Origin of the sequence: Vermiculatibacterium agrestimuris, assembly GCF_943193085.1 — a bacterium.
GTDB lineage: Bacteria > Bacillota > Clostridia > Oscillospirales > Oscillospiraceae > Vermiculatibacterium > Vermiculatibacterium agrestimuris.
The window spans coordinates 36,083-58,204 of sequence record NZ_CALPCU010000003.1; the positions used below are offsets into that span (position 1 = coordinate 36,083).

General features: G+C 62.4%; 1 protein-coding gene (running past one end of the window). It reads left to right on the forward strand.

Translation table 11 applies throughout. The annotated features are described in order from the left end of the window. Positions 1 to 89: 89 nt before the first annotated feature. Positions 90 to 22,122, forward strand: partial view of an RCC1 domain-containing protein gene (locus tag NFR87_RS01990; RefSeq protein WP_251445600.1) — the start only. It continues 48,542 nt past the right edge of the window; 22,033 of the gene's 70,575 nt are visible here — the first part of the coding sequence; it begins with the start codon at positions 90 to 92; its stop codon lies off the right edge, out of view.

Sequence of the window (22,122 nt, forward strand, 5' to 3'; positions counted from 1 at the left end):
TGGAGTACCCAGAACCTGACGGTCAACCGGACGCCCGTCCCCGTGTCCAGGGCACTGCGGACACTGGCGCGGGCGGCGCGCCCAACGGCGTGCTGGGCAGCACCGGTACCCAGTCCGGGGAAGAGGTCATCGTCGGCATTGCCGCCGGCACAGATCACAGCTACGCCATCACCAGCGGCGGCGACCTGTATGCCTGGGGCGGCAACGATAACGGCGAGCTGGGCATCACGAATGAGAGCTTTGTGGATGTGGAGGCGGAGGATCCGCGTACCACGCCTGTCAAGGTGGCCAAGGGCCTCAGCGTTTCCACCACTGATTTCATCAATAATGTGCGCAGTGTGGCGGGCGGCTATGAGCACAGCCTGGCGCTGAAAGCCGACGGCACTGTCTGGAGCTTCGGCCTGGGCACCGCCTGGCAGATCGGCGACGCCGAGAACCGCAACTATATCTATCCCGTCCAGGTCAACGCCCACGCGATGAACCTGATGGCGGCCGACTACATCTATACCGATACCGCCGCTACCGTGCAGTATGTCAACGGTGAGGAGATCATCCGCATCTGGGCCGATCAGACGGTGACTGTAAAGCTTTCTGACTTGCATGACCGTTACTTGAGAGGTTTCGAGCTCTATGACCGCAACGATGACAACGGCACAGTGGCCGGCCTGACCGATGTAAGCCAGTTGAGCATCCACGCCCAGGATAACGGTGCGCTGCTCAGCTGGAACACCAGCGGCACGGAGCTGATCTTTACGCCTAACGCGGGCAAGACAGGCCGCACCAATGTGTCCGTTGGATACACCGATCCCAATGGTAAGGTCTATCTGCTCATTCTGAATATCTCTGTGGCCCGGATCGCCGACCCGGCAAACAACGTTCAGCGGTATGAGGCTGACGTGGCCGCGCCGGCTATCGTGGGCGGCGCCCAGCACAACCTGGCACTGAAGAGCGACGGCGGCGTGTACGCCTGGGGCCTGAACAATGTGGGCCAGCTGGGCAATGGCAGCCAGAGCGACCACTCTTATCCCGCGCCGGTGGCGGCGGGCGAGCAGCAGGTCTACCGCTGCACCAGCTGCGGCGCAGTGCACGACAGCGCTATCGCTGCCGCCAACTGCCCGGACTGCACCGGAGCTACCACTTTGGTGGAGAGCAGCTATCTGGAGAACATCGTGGCCATCGCGGCCGGCACCAACTTCAGCGCGGCACTGGATGCGGACGGAAACGTCTGGGTCTGGGGCTATGCCATCGGCATTGTGCAGAGCAATGTGCCGGTGCGGGCCAACTTTGTCAACTCTTATCTGGAAGACCACGCTACGCCGACCCATCCCTTCATCGTGGACATCGCCGCCGGCCAGGATCATATCCTGGCGCTGGACAGCGAGGGCACGGTTTGGAGCTGGGGCATGGACGATTACGGCCAGCTGGGCCAGGATGAGCCCACTGCCTATTCCGAAGCGCAGAGCAGCTACTATGTCGGCGTTCCCGCCCGTGTGGTGGGCGGCGAGGCCGCTTCTGAGAACTACAAGTATCTGGATCACGTGGTGGATATCGCCGCGGGCGCCAGCTTCAGCCTGGCCATCCGCAGCGACGGCTCCGTTATGGGCTGGGGCCGCAACAACGTCTACCAGCTGGGTCTGGATGTGGACACCTTTGGAAACGGCAAACTCACGGACAACAAGGACACGCTGAACCGTTACGCGCCTGTGTACTTGGAGGATAACGGCGGCGTGATGAAGGCCATTGAGGTCTCTGCCGGCAAAGAGCACGGTGTGGCCTTGATGATGGACGGCACTGTGAAGATGTGGGGCAGATACTGGCTCTACAATTACTGGTATATCTTCGAGAGAAACTATTACAGCGCTGATGTGTATCAGAGCTACACCAAACCTGAATTTGTAGTGGACGCCGCCGGCAACGTGCTGACGGATGTGGTATCCATCTCCTCCAACCTGAACACCGACCATGCCCTGAGGAGCGACGGCACCGTGTGGAGCTGGGGCAGCTATGTCTACGGCGAGCGGGGCGACGGACTTTACCAGGGCAGACCGCAGAACGATCAGGGGATCGATATGGCCGCCTATCCTGCCCTCCAAGGCCAGTCCCCCAGCGCCGACGCCAACGGCGCGATGAACAACATCGTTCTGCTGGCTTCGGGCGACTACACCACCACGGTCATGAGTGGGGATGGCTATCTGTACAGCTGGGGCCGCAATGACTATGGTGAAGTGGGCAATGTTTCCACCAATGACGGCAGCACCTTGAGCAACAGCGAGGGCGGCGCGGATAACCGCACTGTGTACCGCTACGGCAGCACGGTAGAGTCTCCCGTCTATGTGGGCGCCCGTCCGGGCAACCTGCTCCAGATCACCACCGGCGCGCTGACTGCCACCAGCAGCACAGACGCTGCGGCGATCAACAACCCCGCAAACGGCACACGTGGCAAGGCACAAACCTTTACAGGCGATTTGCCTGTTGTGGTGGAGATGACCTCTGGTCAGAAACTGACCATCGACGCCACCAAGGTGGAGGAGGAGGTCTATCCCGGCACCAATCTCCTGCACAGCATGGTGACGACCGGTGAGACGGTGGACGCGATGGGCGTGGTTCGCAAGACCCTGGCGGATCAGTCCGCTAACCTGACCTGGTACTCCTCCGACGAGAGCATCTTGAAGGTGAGTGATAACAATGGCCAGGGCACGGTGACCATCACGCCCGCTATTGCGACCGAGCCTACCACCGGACGCTGGGGTACCGCCACCATCTATGCGGTGGATAAGGTCACCGGGTACTGGGGCTCCTTCCGGGTGACGGTCTTCAATGAGGGCCTGAACACCGACCTGGATCCCATTGTGACCAATGCCGCCATCTTTGCCGGCCGGGATATCGCTTACGCCATCCAGCAAAACGGCACTGTCTGGGGCTGGGGCGAGAGCGCCAATAACTTCCTGGGCGTGGATCCCACCGGTTCTTCCGCGCACACCTCCGCCTCCGCTTTCACTTGGAACTACTTCGATGTGGCCACAATGACCGCCAATTCGACGGCTGCTGGCGACTTCTGGGATGTTCTGGCCACGTATGCCGCCAATAACGGCTACCCCGGCCTGCCCATCATCACCGGCCTCGGCCCGGTGGGTCAGACTCTGGGCAGCATCGATCTGCCTGAGACGCTGAACCGTTCCGACTACGCCCTGGTGCTGAGCAGCACTGCGGCGACAGCTTTGAACGGCTATAGTTCCATGCCTGTGGTGGCCATTATGGACGACCCCGCCGGCTCCATGAGCGGTGTGATGACCAGTATCTCTATCAATGAGAACATGCTGGCCATTGCCGACAATACATTCTCTAATGCCAACATCACCAATGTGACCTGGAAGGCCGCGGATATCGGCAACGGCTATGCCAACGCCACCGCCTTCCCCGGCACGGTGGTGAGCGTCAGCATGGATCGAAGCCTGGATAGCATGGAGGCCCAGATCCAGGGTTACTTCCCCGCGGCCACCATAACCTATACCTCCAGCGCAAATGTGGTAGACGGCGGCGGCCTCAACGGCTATTACGATACGCCCACCCAGATCGCCGGTATCAACGGCCACGGTATGCTGGGCGACATCACCAATAGCTATAACGACGCTATTGTGGATATGGCAGTGAGCAAGAGCGCCAGCGGCAACTATCATGTGCTGGCTCTGTCGGCCTATGGCGATCTGTTTGCCTGGGGCTACAACGGCTACGGCCAGCTGGGTGACGGTTCTACCAACAACTCCAGCGTGCCCATCCGGGTGCTGGCCGGAGACAGCCCCTTCTGGTACACCTACGATGAGGTGAACAACGTCCGGCACTATATGAGCGACTATACGACCGGCGCTGTGCGCTATCTCACCGGCGTGGTGGACATTGCCGTGGGCGACAACCACTCCATCGCGCTGCTTCAGGATGGCAGCGTACTGACCTGGGGCAACGGCAGCATGGGCCAGGGTGGCGACTATGACGTCCGGACAGTGGCTTACCACACCATGCCGCGGTACACCTGCATTGGCGGCAGCGTGGGCGACAGGGGACATCTGAACAACATTATCGCGGTCTCCGCTGTGGGCGACCTGAGCGGCGCCCTGCGCTCCGACGGTATCGTGTTCGTTTGGGGCGACAACGCCAGCGGACAGATCGGCGACGGCACCACCCTGTCCAAGCGCTTCCCCAACCCGGCCTCCATCAGCCGGGGCACCTATAACGACTCCTGCGCCGTCGGCCTGACCGACGTGCTCAAGCAGATCGTGGAGTTTGACCTGGGCGTGGATCATGTCCTGGCCCTCCAGGGCGAGGTGGACGCCACCAACGCCCTGCGCACCAACCAGAGCGTCTGGTCTTGGGGCGTGAACACGGACAGCCAGTTGGGACGCGACAGCGCCAGCAACAGTCCCAACACGGTGGCCGGTGTGGTGAACAACACCGACCTGGGCAGCGCGGCGCAGATCCAGAAGATCGCCCATGTCTCCGCCGGCGGGATGCACTCCCTGCTCCTCACCGAGGACGGCAAGGTCTGGGCCTGGGGCGACAACTCCAGAGGCCAGCTGGGTATCTATGACGGCAATGACAAGGAAGGCGTCTTGACGCCTGCCAGCAAGCAGGCCGACTATATCACGCCTGTTCAGGTGAAGGCCGGCGACAATGCCTTCAAGCTGGCCGACGGCTCTCTGGCCAAGCAGCTGGAAGGCATCCGGGCCATCCAGGCGGGCTATGACCATAACATGGTGGTCAACGACGAAGGCTATGTCTACTCTTGGGGCGACAATACCAAGGGCGAACTGGGCGACTTCGAGGTAGTGGAGAAGAACTCCCCGGTGCAGACCGGCTTCCAGCAGTACCGCGCCCTGGAGCCTGTGAAGTCCTGGCTCTTCAAGAATGGCGTCCTGGCGCAGACCTACGAGCGGGGCAAGAATCCCGAGCCGCCGCTGGAGGTGACGCTCCACCTGGGGATCAACGGCGTCAGCGTCTCGGACACCTATATCATGGATGAGAGCGCGGGCAACATGGAAGAGGTCTTCTACAAGGGCTACAACCTCTTCAGCGACACTGAGCACAAGGACGTGACCAAGCACCCGATCTCCTTCATCAGCGCGGACGATACCGTGGCTAAGGTCTACCGGAGCAGTACCGATACAAATCAGATCATTGTGGAGCCCACGGGCTTCGGCCGTACTGTCATTACCTTCTGGGTGGATTCCACCGACGGTTACCGCTACTCCGGCGCCCTGCTGGTCATCGTGCCCGAGGACTCCGACAAGGTCGCGCCTATGACCGCCGCCGGCCGTGGCTTTACCCTGGCGCTGAAGAGCGACGGTACCGTTTGGGCCTGGGGTGACAACACCTATGGCCAGTTGGGTACCGGAGACGGCTTCGACACCCCGGCCAACAGGACAAATACCACGATCAACCGTGCGCGGATCTCGCCGGTTCAGGTCATGATCCCCGAGACGGAGAAGGTCACCTATATTGCGGCAGGCGGTTACCATGGCCTGGCGGTGACCGAGAGCAGCCGGGTCTATGCTTGGGGCCGCAATGAGGACGGCCAGCTGGGCGACCTGACCAACGCCAACCGCTCCATGCCCGCCCTGGTGACGGGTCTCAACCAGACCTCGGCTACTCTGGACGGCGTGATCCAGGTGGCGGCAATGGACTATACCTCCATTGCCATGTTCGAAAACGGTTATGTGGCCACTTGGGGCCGCAACACCTCCGGCCAGATGGGCGACAACACCGGTTCCAGCAAGAATTACCCGGTGCGGCTGAGAGGCTACAAGGGCGGCGGCTACATGAACAATGTCATGGGCATCACCGCCGGCGACGACTTCGGCGCCGTGGTGCGTTCCAACGGCAGCGTTTACACCTGGGGCGTTGGCTCCAACGGCCAGCTGGGCAACGAAAACATCCTGAACAAGCTGGCCCCTGTCCAGGTGTTCAACCGGGATACCCTGGTGGACAGCAACGGCACCTACCTGCTGAACATGATCGCCATCGCTGCCGGCGGACGGCACATTGTCACCCTGAACCGGGACGGCGAGATGTATGCCTGGGGTGCCAACGACTTCGGCCAGCTGGGCAACAACAATAAGGGCGTGGACACCACCGCCCCGGTGCGGGTGCTGGACGCCAGCACCGGCGCGAACCTGAGCAATATCACCTACATCGCCGCAGGCGGCGACCATTCTGTGGCGCAGAGCAAGAAGGATGCGGGCGGCCACAACACGATCTATACCTGGGGCGACAATGCCAACGGCGAACTGGGTGTGGGCATCGTCACCATGACCGACACGGCCATGGCCACCGCCAGCTCCTTCAGCGACGCCAGCAGCAGCGGTCTGTTCGATCCCAGCCACGGCACCTTCTTCAGCAATTACGACCACATTGCATATCGGATCAGCGCGGGCCACGAGCACACGGTGGTCATGGCTGACGACGGCTACCTCTACACCTGGGGCGACAACGCCAGAGGTGGTCTGGGCAACGGTACCGCCACCGACAGCGGGATCCCGGAGCGTGCCGGTCAGCGGGAGGAGGCCATCCTGGTCTACGATCCCGGCATGACTATCTCCGGCGGCGTGGTGACCCCCTCCGCGGAGACCACGGATATCTCCGCCCTGGGCACGGTGACTGTGGGTACGGCCGCCACCTTCGATACCTCCAAGATCTATCTGCGGCAGTATCTGGGTCTGCAGATGTTCAACACCGAAAATGAAGCGGTGGCGATCAACCCGGCCAATATCACTGTGGAAGTTCTGGATCCCAGCCTGATCACTGTGACCAACAGCGGCACGATCTACACCTTCCGGGCCACGGCGGTGGATCGCTTTGGCCACACCATGATCCGCTTTACCTATACGGATAATGGCCATACCTATCACCTGCTGATGCCGGTGAGCGTCATCGACAGCGACAAGAACGGCTCCGCCCAGTCTGTGTCTGAGGTGAAGGCGGGCCACGCCCACTCGGCGCTGGTCAAGCCCGACGGAACGGCCTGGACTTGGGGCAAGAACGACTATAAGCAGCTGGGCGACGGCACTGAGACCAACCGCTTCTTCCCGGTGCAGGTGGACGCCACCAACGCCAGAAGCGGCGACCAGCTCTCCGGCATCGACGCCGAGGGCAACAGCATTGTCGCGCTGACCAATATCGTCTCCGTGGCCGTGGGCGGCAACCACACCCTGGCCCTGACCAGAGACGGCTATGTGTACGCCTGGGGCCGCAATGACCGGGGCCAGGTGGGCAACGGCGCGAATATCAGCGTGGCGGCCAATGAGACTGCCGAGCTGGGCCTGGTCGTTCTGGGCGCGCAGACGCCCGGCGCCGCAGGAACGGACGCTGAAAATTATCTCCACGATATCGTGGCCATCGCGGCAGGGTATGACTTCTCCCTGGCGCTGGATAAGTACGGCTATGTGTACGCCTGGGGCGACAGCCAGTACGGCCAGTTGGGCAACGGCTTCTTTAATGAGCTCAACTCTACCGCCAAGGTCTACGGCGTATCCGCTCCGGTGCGGGTCATCAATGGCATCGCCGCCGGCCCCAACGATCCCAACAGCGCTTACAACTGGCTTGCCCATATCGTGCAGATCTCCGCGCTGGATGACCATGTGGCGGCCCTGCGCGCTGACGGCACTGTGGTGACCTGGGGCAAGAGCCGGGAAGGCCAGCTGGGCATCAGCCTCACCTCTCCCGACGTGCCTGCCCAGGAGGACAATGTCTCTGTGCCCAACATTGTCCGCTCCGGCGAGAATCCCGCCACTGTGGGCGTGACCGGCACCAACGAGTTCTTCTACAATGCCATGGACGTCTCCGCCGGCGGCAACAATGCCGAAGCGCCCACCGGAGACGGGGCATATACGATGATCCTGACCATTGACGGGAACGGGGATCGCGCCATCTACGCCGCAGGCGACAACACCTACGGCCAGTTGGGCAGTCTCTTTACCGGAACCGGCTCTCACGTGCCGGTGAAGGTGCTGGATCAAAACACTACCATTCAGCTGTTCGGCACTGCGACGACCACGTTGGGCATGGAAGGGGAGGCACTGGTGGATATCTCCGCCGGCGGCCACCACGGCCTGGCCCGTACCAACGCCAATTATGCCTACACCTGGGGCGACGGCTCCCTGGGCCAGATGGGCGACAGCAGCTTCAACTCCAGCGTTGTGGCCAAGCGTGTGCTCAAGGGCGAGTACGAGCAGTTCAACACCAACTATGTCTATCTGGAAGGGGTGCGGGACATCTCCGCCGGCGGCGACTACACCCTGACCATCAACATGTATGACAGCAACCATGTGGCCAACTATCCCGCTGAGCTCAACGACGGCCAGTTCGGCTATGTCTGGGCCTGGGGCCTCAACACCGCCACCAGCGCCGCAGACGATGAGACCATTACCGGTCAGTTGGGCGTGATGAGCAATACCCGGGTGAATCTGCCCAGCCAGTCCGGCGCCCGGGAGAGCCTGAACCTGGTCTTCGACTACATCGAGATCGCGACCATGAACGGCACCAGTGTCTCCGGCATTACCGCCGCTTACGGCGTGCGGCCCGGCGGCGCGGCGCCGGGCACCAGCCTGGAGGCCAGCTCCGGCATCAGCCCTGTCTTCGCACAGGATGAGGTGCTCAGCAGCATAAACGTGGCCTACACCGACAGTGTGGTCATCTTCCGGGACAACACCCACCTGGAGTACAACAGCGGCTTCGCCCTTTACCCCGTAGTGAAGAGCCTGCCCACCACCACCGAGGCGTGGACGAGCGTGTCCTCCGCCACTGACGTGGCCACGGTGAGCGATTATCCCAGCGCGGGCAACAAGCAGGGCATCATCATCAAGGCCGCTGTGCCCAACAAGGAGGATATCTCCACCATCACCGTCTCCTCCGCCTACAAAAATGGCACCGCCTATCTGGACGGCGATCATGTGGTGGGTACGCTCCTCTCCGCTCCCTATGCCGACGGTGAGCTGCTGGAGGGCGTCTATACCGGCACCCTGGGCATCAAGTACCAGGGCGGCGGCGACGTGATCGTGCCCACAGTGGTTACCGGCCACGACTTCACTGCCATCCTGGATGAGGAAGGCTATGTGTGGGTCTGGGGCATGAACCGCTACGGCGTGCTGGGCCAGGGCAATACCCAGGGCGCTCAGGGCTACAGCGAATATAACGCCGGCGGCGACGGCTACACCGCCGGAACAAGCGTGTCCACCGTGAATCCCCAGCGGGTACGCATCGACGACAATACTTACCTGGGCGACCAGCTGGTGATGAACAAGGGCGTTATGGTGCCTGACCGGATCACCACCATTGCCGCCGGTGAGTACCATATGGTGGCTTTGACCCAGAGCGGCCGCGTGTGGACTTGGGGCCGCAACGAAAGCGGCCAGCTGGGCAACGGCAACCAGAACGACCAGGGCTATGCCGTGCCCGTTCTGGCCGGCGACCAGGAGACCTACATCTGCGCCGACTGCGGCAACGTCTACTACAGCATTCCCGCCTCCGGCACCTGCAGCTGCGGCGGCGAGCTTAGTCGCAGCCCCTATCTGGAGAAGATCCAGGGCCTGGCCGCAGGCACCAGCCACACCTTGGCGCTGTCTGAGACCACCGAGATCTGGTCCTGGGGCTCCCATCAGTACGGCCAGCTGGGCGCCCGCCAGTACCCCGACAATGTGAAGAGCACCCAGCCGGTGAAGGTTCGCGGCTACCTGGCTGAGGGTTATCTGTCCACCGTCGTTATGGTGGCTGCCGGCGGCAACAGCTCCGCTGCCCTGCTGCTGGACGGTTCCATCTGGGCTTGGGGCCAGAACGACCACGGCCAGATCGGTATCGACACCACGACCAACCAGGGCACGCCCGCTCGCGTCCATAAGGGTCTGAGCACCAACAGCTCCGGCCTGTACCTGGAGAAGAACAGCTATGTCTCCGTGGGCTACGGTCACATGCTGGCCGTCCAGACCATTCCCGCCAGCGAAAGCGCCACCGGCCTGCAGCAGCAGTTTGTCTACGGCTGGGGCGACAACTCCCTGGGCCAGCTTTCCCTGGAGGGCGGCGCCGTCGCGGCCGACTATGTCTCCCCCAAGTATGTCATCACAGTGAACAACCAGTACCTGGGCGAGGATCTGGCCTACGGGGCCATCAACCGTGTGGCCGCAGGCAACAAGTTCTCCCTGGCCCTCACCGCTGACGCCCGAGTTCTGTCCTGGGGCCTGAACAACGTGGGTCAGCTGGGCAAGGGCGGCGGCAACACCGCCGACCAGCCGCTGGCGGATCTGATCTCCGCCGGCGAGACCGCGGTGAACACCATCGACGGCCTCACCCATGCCTCCGGCGGCACCGGACTGAACACTACCGGCATGAAGACCCCGGAGACCTCCGGCAATCTGTCCAACATCCGGGCCATCGCCGCCGGCTATGACCACGCCGGAGCTATGCGCTTCGATAACGTCTCCACCGCCGGGGTCAACTTCGGCTCCTTCATCAACACCTGGGGCGACAATACTTACGGCGAGCTGGGCGTCTACACCCAGACCTCCGACTACTACTCCGCGGCCCATGATCCCACCCAGTCGGGCCGGGTGTATACCGACACCTACGCCTACTCCACAGAGCCTGTTTACGCCGGCTACCGGTACCAGAGCTACGTCTGGGCCGACCACGCGGTGGAAGAGACCCTGGGCGCCGCCGCGGCCAGCGCCGCCTTTGCGGCCTCCGACGGTTCCCTTATCAACGGCTCGGCGTACAACCCCACCGCCACCGGCATGTCCCGGATCACCAACGCCTCCACCGGAACGGCTACCGACTCGGGCTGGATGCACCGTCTGGCCAGCGACAAGCAGCTGCGGCTGGAGCTCAGCCGCTGGCTGGTGATGCCCGGAACCAGCGTCAACAACCGCATGAAGCTCATCGACAACGGCATGACCTACGAGGTCAGAGCCTGGTCGATGGATCCCTACATCGCCGTAGTGGAGCAGGACACTGCCGACGGCAGCTGGATCGTCAAGCCCTCCGGCCTGGACGAGTTCGGCACCGTGGCCATCGTCTTCGCCACCTATGAGAAGGCCAGCGGCCAGCGGGTAGCGCAGAGTGTTCTCCAGCTGTCCATTTACGAGGCCGGGCGGGTGGCCACGCCCATGGTGGTCAGCGGTAAGAACCACACTCTGGCCCTGCGGGCCGACGGCACCGTCTGGGCCTGGGGCTCCAACGTCTACGGACAGCTGGGCATTGGTTATAACATGGAAAGCCGCTTGAAGCTGTACCGGTATTCAGTTGGCAACAGTCATTACTGGAGCGAAACTGTTACCGTAGTGAAAGACTCCCAGGGCATTACCGCCCTGCGCTCCTTTACCACACCGCAGCTGGTGGTGGGCGGCGTCCAGACCGGCGACAACAACCTGCCGCTGAGCAATATCGTGGCCATCGCCGCCGGCGGCGACGCCAGCTACGCCCTGGATTCCAGCGGCCGGGTGTGGAGCTGGGGTCTCAACATCCACGGCGAGCTGGGCAACGGCGAATACCTCCAGGTCTATTCCTGGGGCGAGTCTGACATGCCCGCCGGCCACGGCGCCCACTATGTGCGGGAGGATCCCAACCAGTACGCCCCCGTGGCGGTGCTGGGGGTGGGCGGCTCCGACCAGCTGACCGATGTGGCCTCTATCTCCGCCGGCCGGGACTTTGCCATCGCCCTGCGCAACGACGGCTCCGTGGTCTACTGGGGCAATAGCGGCGGCTATGAGTCTCAGATCATAGACCGCCCCATGACCGATTACACCACCTACAGCGGCAAGAGCAACTTTGACATCTGGCATGCCGCCCAAAGTTCGTACTATGCCGAAGCCCCCTGGCCCAACATTGCCAGTCACGCCACCAGTACGGCCCGAACCTTTGAGGAGCACTACCTCATGCGGGCGGGCGACGGTATTGCCGGCACCCGGACGAACCACGCCTACAGCAACGGGAGCGGTAGCAGGGGCTGGCATGGATATGGCACGTGTTACTACTATACCATGGACAATATCTACCATACGGCGCCCACCGTGGTGCTGGGCCCCGGCGGCACCGGCCGGTTGGGCGACTCCACCGGCGCCTTCAATACCGCCGGACTGTCCACCGGCAACCTCACCGCCAAGGTGACCAAGCTGGCCGCCGGAAACAACTTCTCCGTGGCCCTTCTGGCCGACGGAACGGTGTACACCTGGGGTCTCAACAGCGTGGACACGGTGGAGCGTACGATGGTGAGCCAAAACGGCGGATGGACTCGCTATGTGTCCCGTACCGTGAAGGAGAGGCCCACCGGTCAACTGGGCGACGGCACCTATTATAACCGGATCTACCCGGTACAGGTGCGCGCCGGCGAGCAGAACAACGGTACCAACTATCTCCAGGACATCGTGGACATCGCCGTGGGCGACTACCATGTCATCGCCCTGGATTCCACCGGTACCGCTTATGGCTGGGGCCTCAACGACAACGGCCAGCTGGGCGACGCCACGGTGAACTGCTCCAACCTGCCCGTGCGGGTAGACTTCACCGACTATCTGGATACCGTCAATGGCGGCAAGGCCCAGGCCCGGGTCTACGCCGGCGGCAACAGCTCCATGAGCCGCGACGCCGACGGCAAGGTCTATGGCTGGGGCGACAACACCAACGGTCAGCTCTCCTCCGCCACGGTGAACGCCACTACCGCCCACTATGAGATCCCCCAGGGCGACAGCGTCAACTATAACTACATCGACCACGACCGGGATTACGACGCCGCCATCCGCTCTGACGCTACCGGCGACGAGCCCTTCGAGCTGGCGCTGGAGCTGGATGTGAACACCCGCACCTCCGTCATTTACCGGGCCGACGGCACGGTTTGGGCCATGGGCACCTCTGACGCCGCAGCTCTGTCCGGCGATTACGCCATCACCGGCTCCCGGGGCACTCTGGGCGACAGTTACAACCGTGCTGCCGGTCTGCCCACCCGGGTGGGTATGGAGGACAGCAACTCCCTCGTCCTGCCCAATATGCGCATCGAGGACAGCAGCGGAAAGACCACCGATCTGGACTACGACGCCAACGGACTTGGCGTAACGCCCATCCGCATCAAGGAGAGCGAGAAGCTGGAGATCACCATGCTTAGCATGGGAACGGTTCTTGACCCCCTTGCGCCGCCGACCACCTCCGTCACCGAGCCCACCAGCGGCACGGCGGAGAGCAGCGACGTCACCACTACAGAGACCCGGCTGGATGGCACCATCATCACCACCCGGACAGTGGTGAACGACGACGGACTGACCGACAGAGTGACCCAGACCTGGGTCACCACGGCCAACAGCGGCCCCAACCGTTACTTTACGCCCGGCTTCAACCTGGCTGAGTTTGAGGGGATCCGCGCCACCGGCAGAGAGGCCATTGACAGTGCCACCATCAATGACAGCGGACTTACCGTCATCTCCTCCAACGAGGATATTCTCACCGTGGAATATAACGCCGCCGGCAATACGGTTACCTTCACGCCTGTGCCCGACGCTTTTGGTACAGTGACAGTGATGATCCGCCACGACGCCACCAACACCACCCGTATGCTCCGAGTCGTGGTGATCCCCGAGGTACCCAACTCCAACGAGAAGATCGCCGCCCCCAAGGTGGTATACGGCTCCAGCGCCGACGGCGACTTCGCCCATGCGGTGGCCCTCATGGCCGACGGTACGGTCTGGACTTGGGGTAACAACAGCTACGGCCAGCTGGGTGACGGCACTTCCGGCGCCAACGCCTATGAGTATGAGCCCATCCAGGTTCGCGGCGCCAACAACCTGGGTTATCTGAAGGATATCGTGGATGTGGCGGCCGGTATGGACACCAGCTTCGCCATCGCCAGTGACGGTACCGTCTATGCCTGGGGCCGCAACAGCTATGGCCAGCTGGGTATTGGCAGCACGGACGATACGGCGTATCCTGTGGCGATTTCTGACAGAAAGTTCGTCCAGCTCTCCTCCGGCAGCTACCACACCCTGGCGGTGGACGAGGATGGCCGGGTATGGGGCTGGGGCCTCAATGACTACAGCCAGGTGGGCTGCGATACCCGCGCCGCCAACTACACTGTGCCGGTGCGCGTAGCCCGCATGGGTCAGATCAACGTCCCCGCGGACAATGACCGGTATCTGGACAATATCATCGCCGTGGAGGCGGGCAACCGCACCTCCGCCGCCCTCATGGCCGACGGCACCGTTTGGACTTGGGGCGCCATCTACACCGGTTCCGCCTGGAGTTATGATGTGGGCGACGTTGCGGGCAAGCGCAACGGGACGAACCTGGAAAACAGCCGTGTTTCCTATTCGGCCTCCGGCTATCAGCGCACGCCCATGCCTGTGAAACGGCCTGTGGAGAGTGCCTATACCGGAAACGGCATCTTCCTGCGGGACAGCATGGAGATCGCCGCCGGTTCCAACGGCAACCACATCTTGATCCTGAATGCCAACAATGTGGCTGAGACGACTCAGAATAACAAGATCGTCAAGGATACGACGCCTGTGATCTACGCAATCGGCGCCAACGATTCCAACCAGTTGGGCGATCTGACGGCGGGCGCCAGCTCCACCCTGCCCGTCCGGGCCGCCGTTCTCCACAACGCGATGGATCCCGATGACCGCATCGCCTCTGTGGCGGCGGGCGGCGACCAGTCCGGCGTTCTGCTCCAGGGTGGCAAGACCATGGTCTGGGGCTGGGATAAGATCGATCCGCCCAAGACCGCGCCTGTGACTACTGCCTCTCAGGGCGTCGAGACCATCAACGATAATACGACCTACAGCTTCGACCTGGCGCCCAGCGCCGCTGTGGTGGTCAAGCCGGACGGCACCGCCTGGACTTGGGGCTCCAACGCCAAGGGCCAGTTGGGTGCCAGCAAGGAGGACGAGACCTTTACCACCGTGACCCCGGTGCAGGTCAGCTATGCCCAGGCCAACAGCAGCCGGCTGAACCTCCAGAGCGTTCTGGCTCTTGAGCTGGCCAACATGAATGTGGATCGTGAATACCAGGCTCCCTTTACCGTGACCCTGTACAACGGTAAGGAGACGGTGAAGATCGACGACACCAAGATCATGATCGAGAAAATGGACTCCTTCAACCTCCTGGCCGCCGCCGCTTGGATCGCGCTGGACGACAGCCAGAGGAGCCGGCTGCGCTACTACACCACAAAGGAAGATGCGGTGGAGTTTGCCGGTCACACCAGCAACACGGCTACCATCGACTGGAGCGAGGCCAAGGACGGCATGACCATGAACGTGGTGGTGGAGCTGCTGGCCGCGGACAATGTGACTGTGGAGCAGAGAGGCGAGTTCCGCCTGTCCATTAAGAGCGACGACATGGGCAGCCACAGCACCACCGGCGATACCATCAAGGCCATCGCCGATCCCGTGGTCATCGCGGGCGAGAACTTTACCGCCGCCCTGCGTGCTGACGGCACGGTCTGGACTTGGGGCAAGAACACTGACGCAAGTGTGGATCATCTGGCCAGCGGTACCGACAAGGGTGAGAGCGTGGTCTTCGTACCCACGCAGGTGCGGGACGAGAGCGATCCCACCGGGTTCCTCACCGGCGTGACCCAGATCGCTGTGGGCGACAACTTCTTCCTGGCGCTGAAGGGCGCGGAGGAGACGGTGGCCAGCTACAACTACTGTCCCAGCCATGGCCGGGACGAGGTGACGCCGGTGGGCGATCCCTGCCCCATCTGCGGCAAGGCCATTGAAACGACCGTCAACAAGGCCCTCTGGAACGGGACCGTGGTGGGCTGGGGCTTCAACCAGAACGGTGAGCTGGGCAACAATGCCCAGGACAATGTGACGGGTACGCCCTCTATCACCGTCCAGCGGCTGGGCGACATCAGTAACCCGCAGACTCTGGGCACTGAAACCAAGTATCCCGAAAACAGCGCCGCCTTTATCAACGGCGTGACCAAGATCGTGGCCTCCAGCGACCATGCCCTGGCCCTGATGTATGACGGAACGGTCATGGCCTGGGGCAACACGGCCGACGGCAAGCTGGGCCGGGATAAGATGAACATGGGCGTATTCGCCTCTGCCGAGATCGTGAAGACCAGTGGCGTGGACGATCTCGCGACCTCTGATAAGTACACATTGCTGAAAAAGACGGACGGCACTATCTGGGCCATGGGCGATAACGCCGATGGACAGCTGGGACAGAGGCCCGTCGGCGGCAGCACGCCCATTTCCAAGGCCACCCTGCCCCTGCAGGTGGTCAAGGCCCTGGACGGCACGGCCCTGAGTGACATTGTCGCGGTGGAGGCCGGCGAGAAGTATGCCCTGGCGCTGGACGCCGCGGGTAAGGTCTGGGCTTGGGGCACTGTGGACGGCGCGGCTACAAACGGTGCGGTGGAAGTGGATCTGACCGCTGTAACTGCTGGGGAGCACATCTACCACATCTATGTGCGGCACGATTCCCTGGCGCTCATCGCCACGGACGGCACGGTCTACACCTGCCAGAAGGGCAGCGAGGCGCTGATCCTGACCCAGGTGACTGCAGGCCAAGCGGCTCTTGGCGCCACAGAGAATACAGATCCTCTGGAGGACGCCCTCTTCGCCTCCGCCAGCGACAGCCATACGATGATCGTCACCAACAACGGCTCTGTATATGGCCTGGGTGAGGATGACTACGGTGAGCTGGGCGACAAGGATGGCGACAACACCTTGAACACGGGCCGCCTCAATGAAAGCGCCAAAACCGAGCTCAACCGGGCGGTGGCCCACCTGGCGCAGATCGTGCCCACCACTTATACCTATACGAACAGCAGCGCTACCACGACCTCCGGCAGCAACGAGACCATGGAGTTCGTCATACTGGACGACGAGACGCTGACCTTTGCCAACGAGCTGCGGACGACCGCGGCCAGCTTCGAGCTGCTCCATTATCCCACCATGAAAGCGCCTGCGGGCAATGTGGTCTACACGGTGGTGGGCGGTGAGGCCCTTGCCGACGGCTCCGGCACGGAGACCGACCTGGTCACAGTGACCTATACCGGCACCATCACCTCGAAGAAGAATGTGTCCGGTGTGGCCATCGTGGAGGTCAAGGAGACCGATCCGGATGACGGAACCACGGCTGTGGGGATCCTGACCATCTATGTGAACCGGAAGCCCACCGACGATACCCAGATCAATCAATTCGCGCCTATGGTGGCGGCCGGCGACGGCTTCACTCTGGCGCTGACGGCGGCCGGCCAGCTCTACAGCTGGGGCGACAACGCCGACGGCGTGCTGGGCTGGAATACGGCCGGCGCGACTTACAGCGAGAGCTTTGGGCCTGTGAACTTCAACATCAGCCCGATACCGACCATTCGGTATATTGCAGCCGGCCAGCGTCACGCTCTGGCTGTGGATACGGATGGCAACGTGTGGGCCTGGGGCTTCAATGGCCATGGCCAGCTGGGCACCGGCGACACCATCAACTATGTGATCCCCCAGATGCTGGCGTGGGATCAGGGCATTGGCACTTCCACCACTTATGCCTTTGGGAAATATCCCATTGTGGCAGTGGCCGCGGGCGATGACCACAGCCTGGCGCTGGACGCCAACGGCCAGGTCTGGGCCTGGGGCGAGAACACTTACGGCCAGGTGGGTGTGTCCGACCTGACTGACAGGACTGTGCCGGAGCAGGTCTACGGCTTCTCCAGCAGCATCAAGCAGCTGGAGGGCGAGAATACGCCCTATCGTCTGGACAGCGTGACTGCCATCGCCGCCGGCGGCCGGCACTCCGTGGCCCTGACGGAAAGCGGCGCAGTGTATACCTGGGGCGACAATGACAAGGGTCAGCTGGGCATCGGCGAGACAGAGGGACATCGGGCCAACTATCTGCCCAGAGAGATCCTGTCCGGCTCCATTACCTGGGGCGAGGATGCGGCGGAGCATGATGACCTCTATGCCTTCAGCCATGATTTCCGGGCGGTGGACATCGCCGCCGGGGAGGATCATACCCTGGTGCTGACTGACGAGGGCACGGTCTACGCCTTCGGCTACAACTACATGGGCCGTCTGGGCCTGGGCGACGAGACAGACCGCTACTATCCCGCGCCTGTAGTGACTACCAACAATGTGGAGCTGGAAGTCCTCACTGGTGTGACCAGCATCTCCACTGGCCGGGCCGGTTCCTATGCCACGACGGCGGACGGCATGGTGTACACTTGGGGCGAGAACACCTACGGTCAGCTGGGCGATGGCGCCACGGCCAACAAGACGGTGGCCATGGCGATGCCGTACCGGGTCATGCCCGGCGACACCGAGGGCAACTTTATGGACAACATCCGCCAGGTTGTGGGCGGCAGCGACCACACCGTGATGATCCGCAATGACGGTTATGTGATGACCGCCGGCCGGAACGAGCACGGTCAGTTGGGTCTGCCCATTGCCGACTATTCCAGCGTCAGCGTTCCCACCATTGTGGGCAATGACGGCGTGACCGGCTTCAACGCCGACGTTCTGGTGAATGGCGTGATGGTACCGCCGCCCGCCGGAGGCACCATCAACGGTCAGGTGATCAACATTACCAACACCCAGCGCGTGGATGTGCGCAATGTGGTCATTACCACGGCTGGTTCCGGACTGAACCTGTTTGGCATGCTGTCCAACACCACCGAGGCCCTCCCGGCAAATGTGAAGCTCACTGCGGACAGCGGCATTGTGGAGATCGAGGAAGCGGCGGCCGGTATATTCACCATCACGCCGATCGAAGATGCCGTGGGCGCCGTGGTCATTACGGTGACCGACCTGGCCTCCGGTCAGAGCCTGAGCTTTACCCTGATTATCGGCAAGCTCAACGATCAGATCTCGCCGGAAGACGTTATCGAGTATAACTTCACCGATCCCATGCTGGTGGCCGGCGACACCTTCACCCTGGCCCTGCGGGCCGACGGTACGGTCTGGGGTTGGGGCGACAACACCTACGGTCAGCTGGGCATTGGAACCACCGGAAACTATCAGGCGGTGCCCGTACAGGTACAGATGGCCGACAGCTATCACAACCACCTCTTCCTGCGGGATATCGTATACATTGCGGCTGGCCCCACCTACGCTCTGGCGGTGCGCAATGACGGTTCGATCTATGCCTGGGGCCGCAACAACGCCGGCCAGGTGGGTAACGGCGGCACGACCGACCAGCCCTACGCTGTGAAAGTCCTGACTCTGGATGGAAACGCCCGGGTCTTCGCCGGCGGCAACACCTCCGCGGCCATCAGCGGCAGCAACGTGCTGTACACCTGGGGCGACAACAGCGGTGGTAAGATCGGCCATTACGCTACGGACAGCTACTGGAACAGCAATAACTACTACTGGATACGCCGCAGCGGCAGCGCCTATACGCCGCAGGGAACCACGGTGCAGACAGTAAGCGGCTATAACAACACCACAGGCTGGGTCACGGAGAATATCACTGTGAAGGAGATCGGCTTCACATATGATGCGGCGGCGATCCTGGATACCGATGGCAGAGTGCGCACCTGGTCCACCAACGCCAACGCGGAGTTCCGGGCGTCTGCCGGAAGCTATGTGGCCTCTGGTATCCGCCATATCTCCGTGGGAACTAACAGCAGCGGACAGGACTACATCGCTGCGCTGGGCGATAACGGCCTGGTCTACACTTGGGGCTCCAATCCCTATGGCCAGCTGGGCCAGGGGAACAATATCAACACCACCGTGGTGGGCGGGGTTCTCAAAGAGGACAACACCTATCTGACTGACGTGGTCTCCATTGCCACGGGCAACCAGCACATGGTGGCGGTGGCCGCGGACGGAAAGGTCTACAGCTGGGGCGACAACACCTACGGCCAGCTGGGATTGGGCGACACCTATGGCCAGAACGTGGCCCACGAGGTTCACACCATCGACGATGGGTGGACTGGCGGCAGCGCGCTCAATAAACAGTCTGTGGCGGCGAGCGCAAGCTCCACATCCATCCTGCGTTCCACCTATGAGATCTGGTCTTCCGGTGCGAACAACGTCTATCAGTTGGGCAACGGCAGCAGCGTCCAGTGGGGCGCCCTGACCCCGACGGTGACCGGCGCTAACAGTAATGTGAAGATCAATCTGGCGGTGCTCAGCGACAGCAACGGCACAGTGAAGACCTACGACGCAGATGAGCCCATGCCTGACAAGCTGATCCTCACAGACGACCAGTATCTGACGCTGGATCGCGACGCGGCGTATGCCTACTATGACTTCTTCCTGAACCTGAAGTTCAGCCGGAGCCAGGACACCCGCAAGACAGAGGACTTGATCCTGGTCTCCTCCAGCGACGCCTTCGCTGTGGGAGAGGATTGGACGATCCGTCTCAACACCACCAAGCGGTACGCCAACTCCATCCTGACCCTCAGCGATCGGATGGGCAATGTGATCCGCCGGATGGAGCTGGAGTATCGGCAGACCAACATCGTCACAAATGTGACGCCGAATATCGACACCTCTGTAGTGACCACGCCCATGGTGGCCTCTGCCAAGGACTTCTCTGTGGGTCTGATGAGCGACGGCACTGTCTGGACATGGGGCAGCAACAGCTCCGGCCAGCTGGGTACCGGCGTGGGGATCAGCGGCATGGCCTATTCCATGGCGCCGGTTCAGGTGCGCGCTGCCGCCGGCTCTGACAGCGACTATCTCACCGGCATCGTCAAGGTGGCGGCGGGCGCTGACCACGTGCTGGCGCTGGACAAGAACGGCATCGTCTGGGCCTGGGGCGGCAACGCCAACGGCCAGGTGGGCAAGGGCATGGTCGGCGAGACCCTGCTGCCTGTCCCTGTGGTCGTGGGCACGGACAACGCGGGCAACGGCCAGCTGGCGCAGGTGACCTATGTGTGCGACACCTGCGGCCAGATCTACAAAAACGGTGTGGCTGTAGACGATCCCTGTCCCTCCGGCTGCGGCGGCACGCTGGGGCTGAGCACTGTTATGCGCCGGGTGGTGGACATCGCCGCCGGCGACCAGTTCTCGGTGATCGTGGACGACGACGGATATGTGTATACCTTCGGTAAGAACACCAGAGGCGTTCTGGGTCTGGGTTACACCGACAGCAACGACCCCTTGATGAATGAGACCGGCATCAAGGCCAACGGCTACCGGACAGAGCAGTACAACTACAGCACCGTCCCCATGCGGGTGATGAGGGGCGAGGTCTCTGCGAACTATACCTTCAGCGACGACTTGACGGCAGACCGTGTTTGGGAGTACGTGGATCGCACCAGCGGGCGCCGGTTCCTGACCAATATTGTAGCGGTCTCTGCCGGTGAGCAGCATGTCCTGGCGCTGGATTCCTACGGAAATGTGTATGCCTGGGGCGACAACACCTATGGTCAGCTGGGCAACAGCCGGCCGGGCAACACCCTGGTGCCCATGAACACCAGCGGCAACGTGGTGGGCAACATGAGCATGAAGGATGTGCCTGTGCGGGTGTCTACCTCCGGCGTCTGGCGGATCTATGCCAGAGGCAACGACTCCGCCGTGATCCGGCATGACGGCACGGTCTGGACATTCGGCAAGAATACCGAGGGTCAGCTGGGCCATGCCTATGTGTCCGAGCGGGATTCCACGCCTACGCCGGTATTCGGTCTGACCGACCTGATCCGGGATGTGGCGATCACCGATACCGGTATGTCCGCCGTGACCTTCAGCGGCACGGTCTACAGCTGGGGCGGCAGCACGGAAGGCCAGCTTGGCGCCCAGGTGGGCAGCAGCCTGACGCCGGTTCAGGTGAAGGTGGCCGAGGATGGCAGCATCCTCACCGACGTGTTCACTGTGGCCGCGGGCAGCAACCATACTCTGGCTGTGAAGGAAGACGGCACTGTGTGGGCCTGGGGCAAGAACGACAACTCTCAGCTGGGCAATGTCTCGGTGCCCAGAAGCGGCTTTACCGATGCGGCGGTGCCCGTGGGCGAGAGCAAGGCTCAGTTGGGCATGGATCTGCGTTACATCACCAATTACAACAACATGCCCAGAGAGTATGACCTGACGCCGTACCTCTTCGAGCGGCATGCCAGCGCCTTCTACTGCCCGGTCTGCGGCGCGTCTTACTCCGCCGCCATGGGCGCGCTGGGTGCGCCCTGCGCCACCGCGGGCTGCCCCGGCACGCTGATGA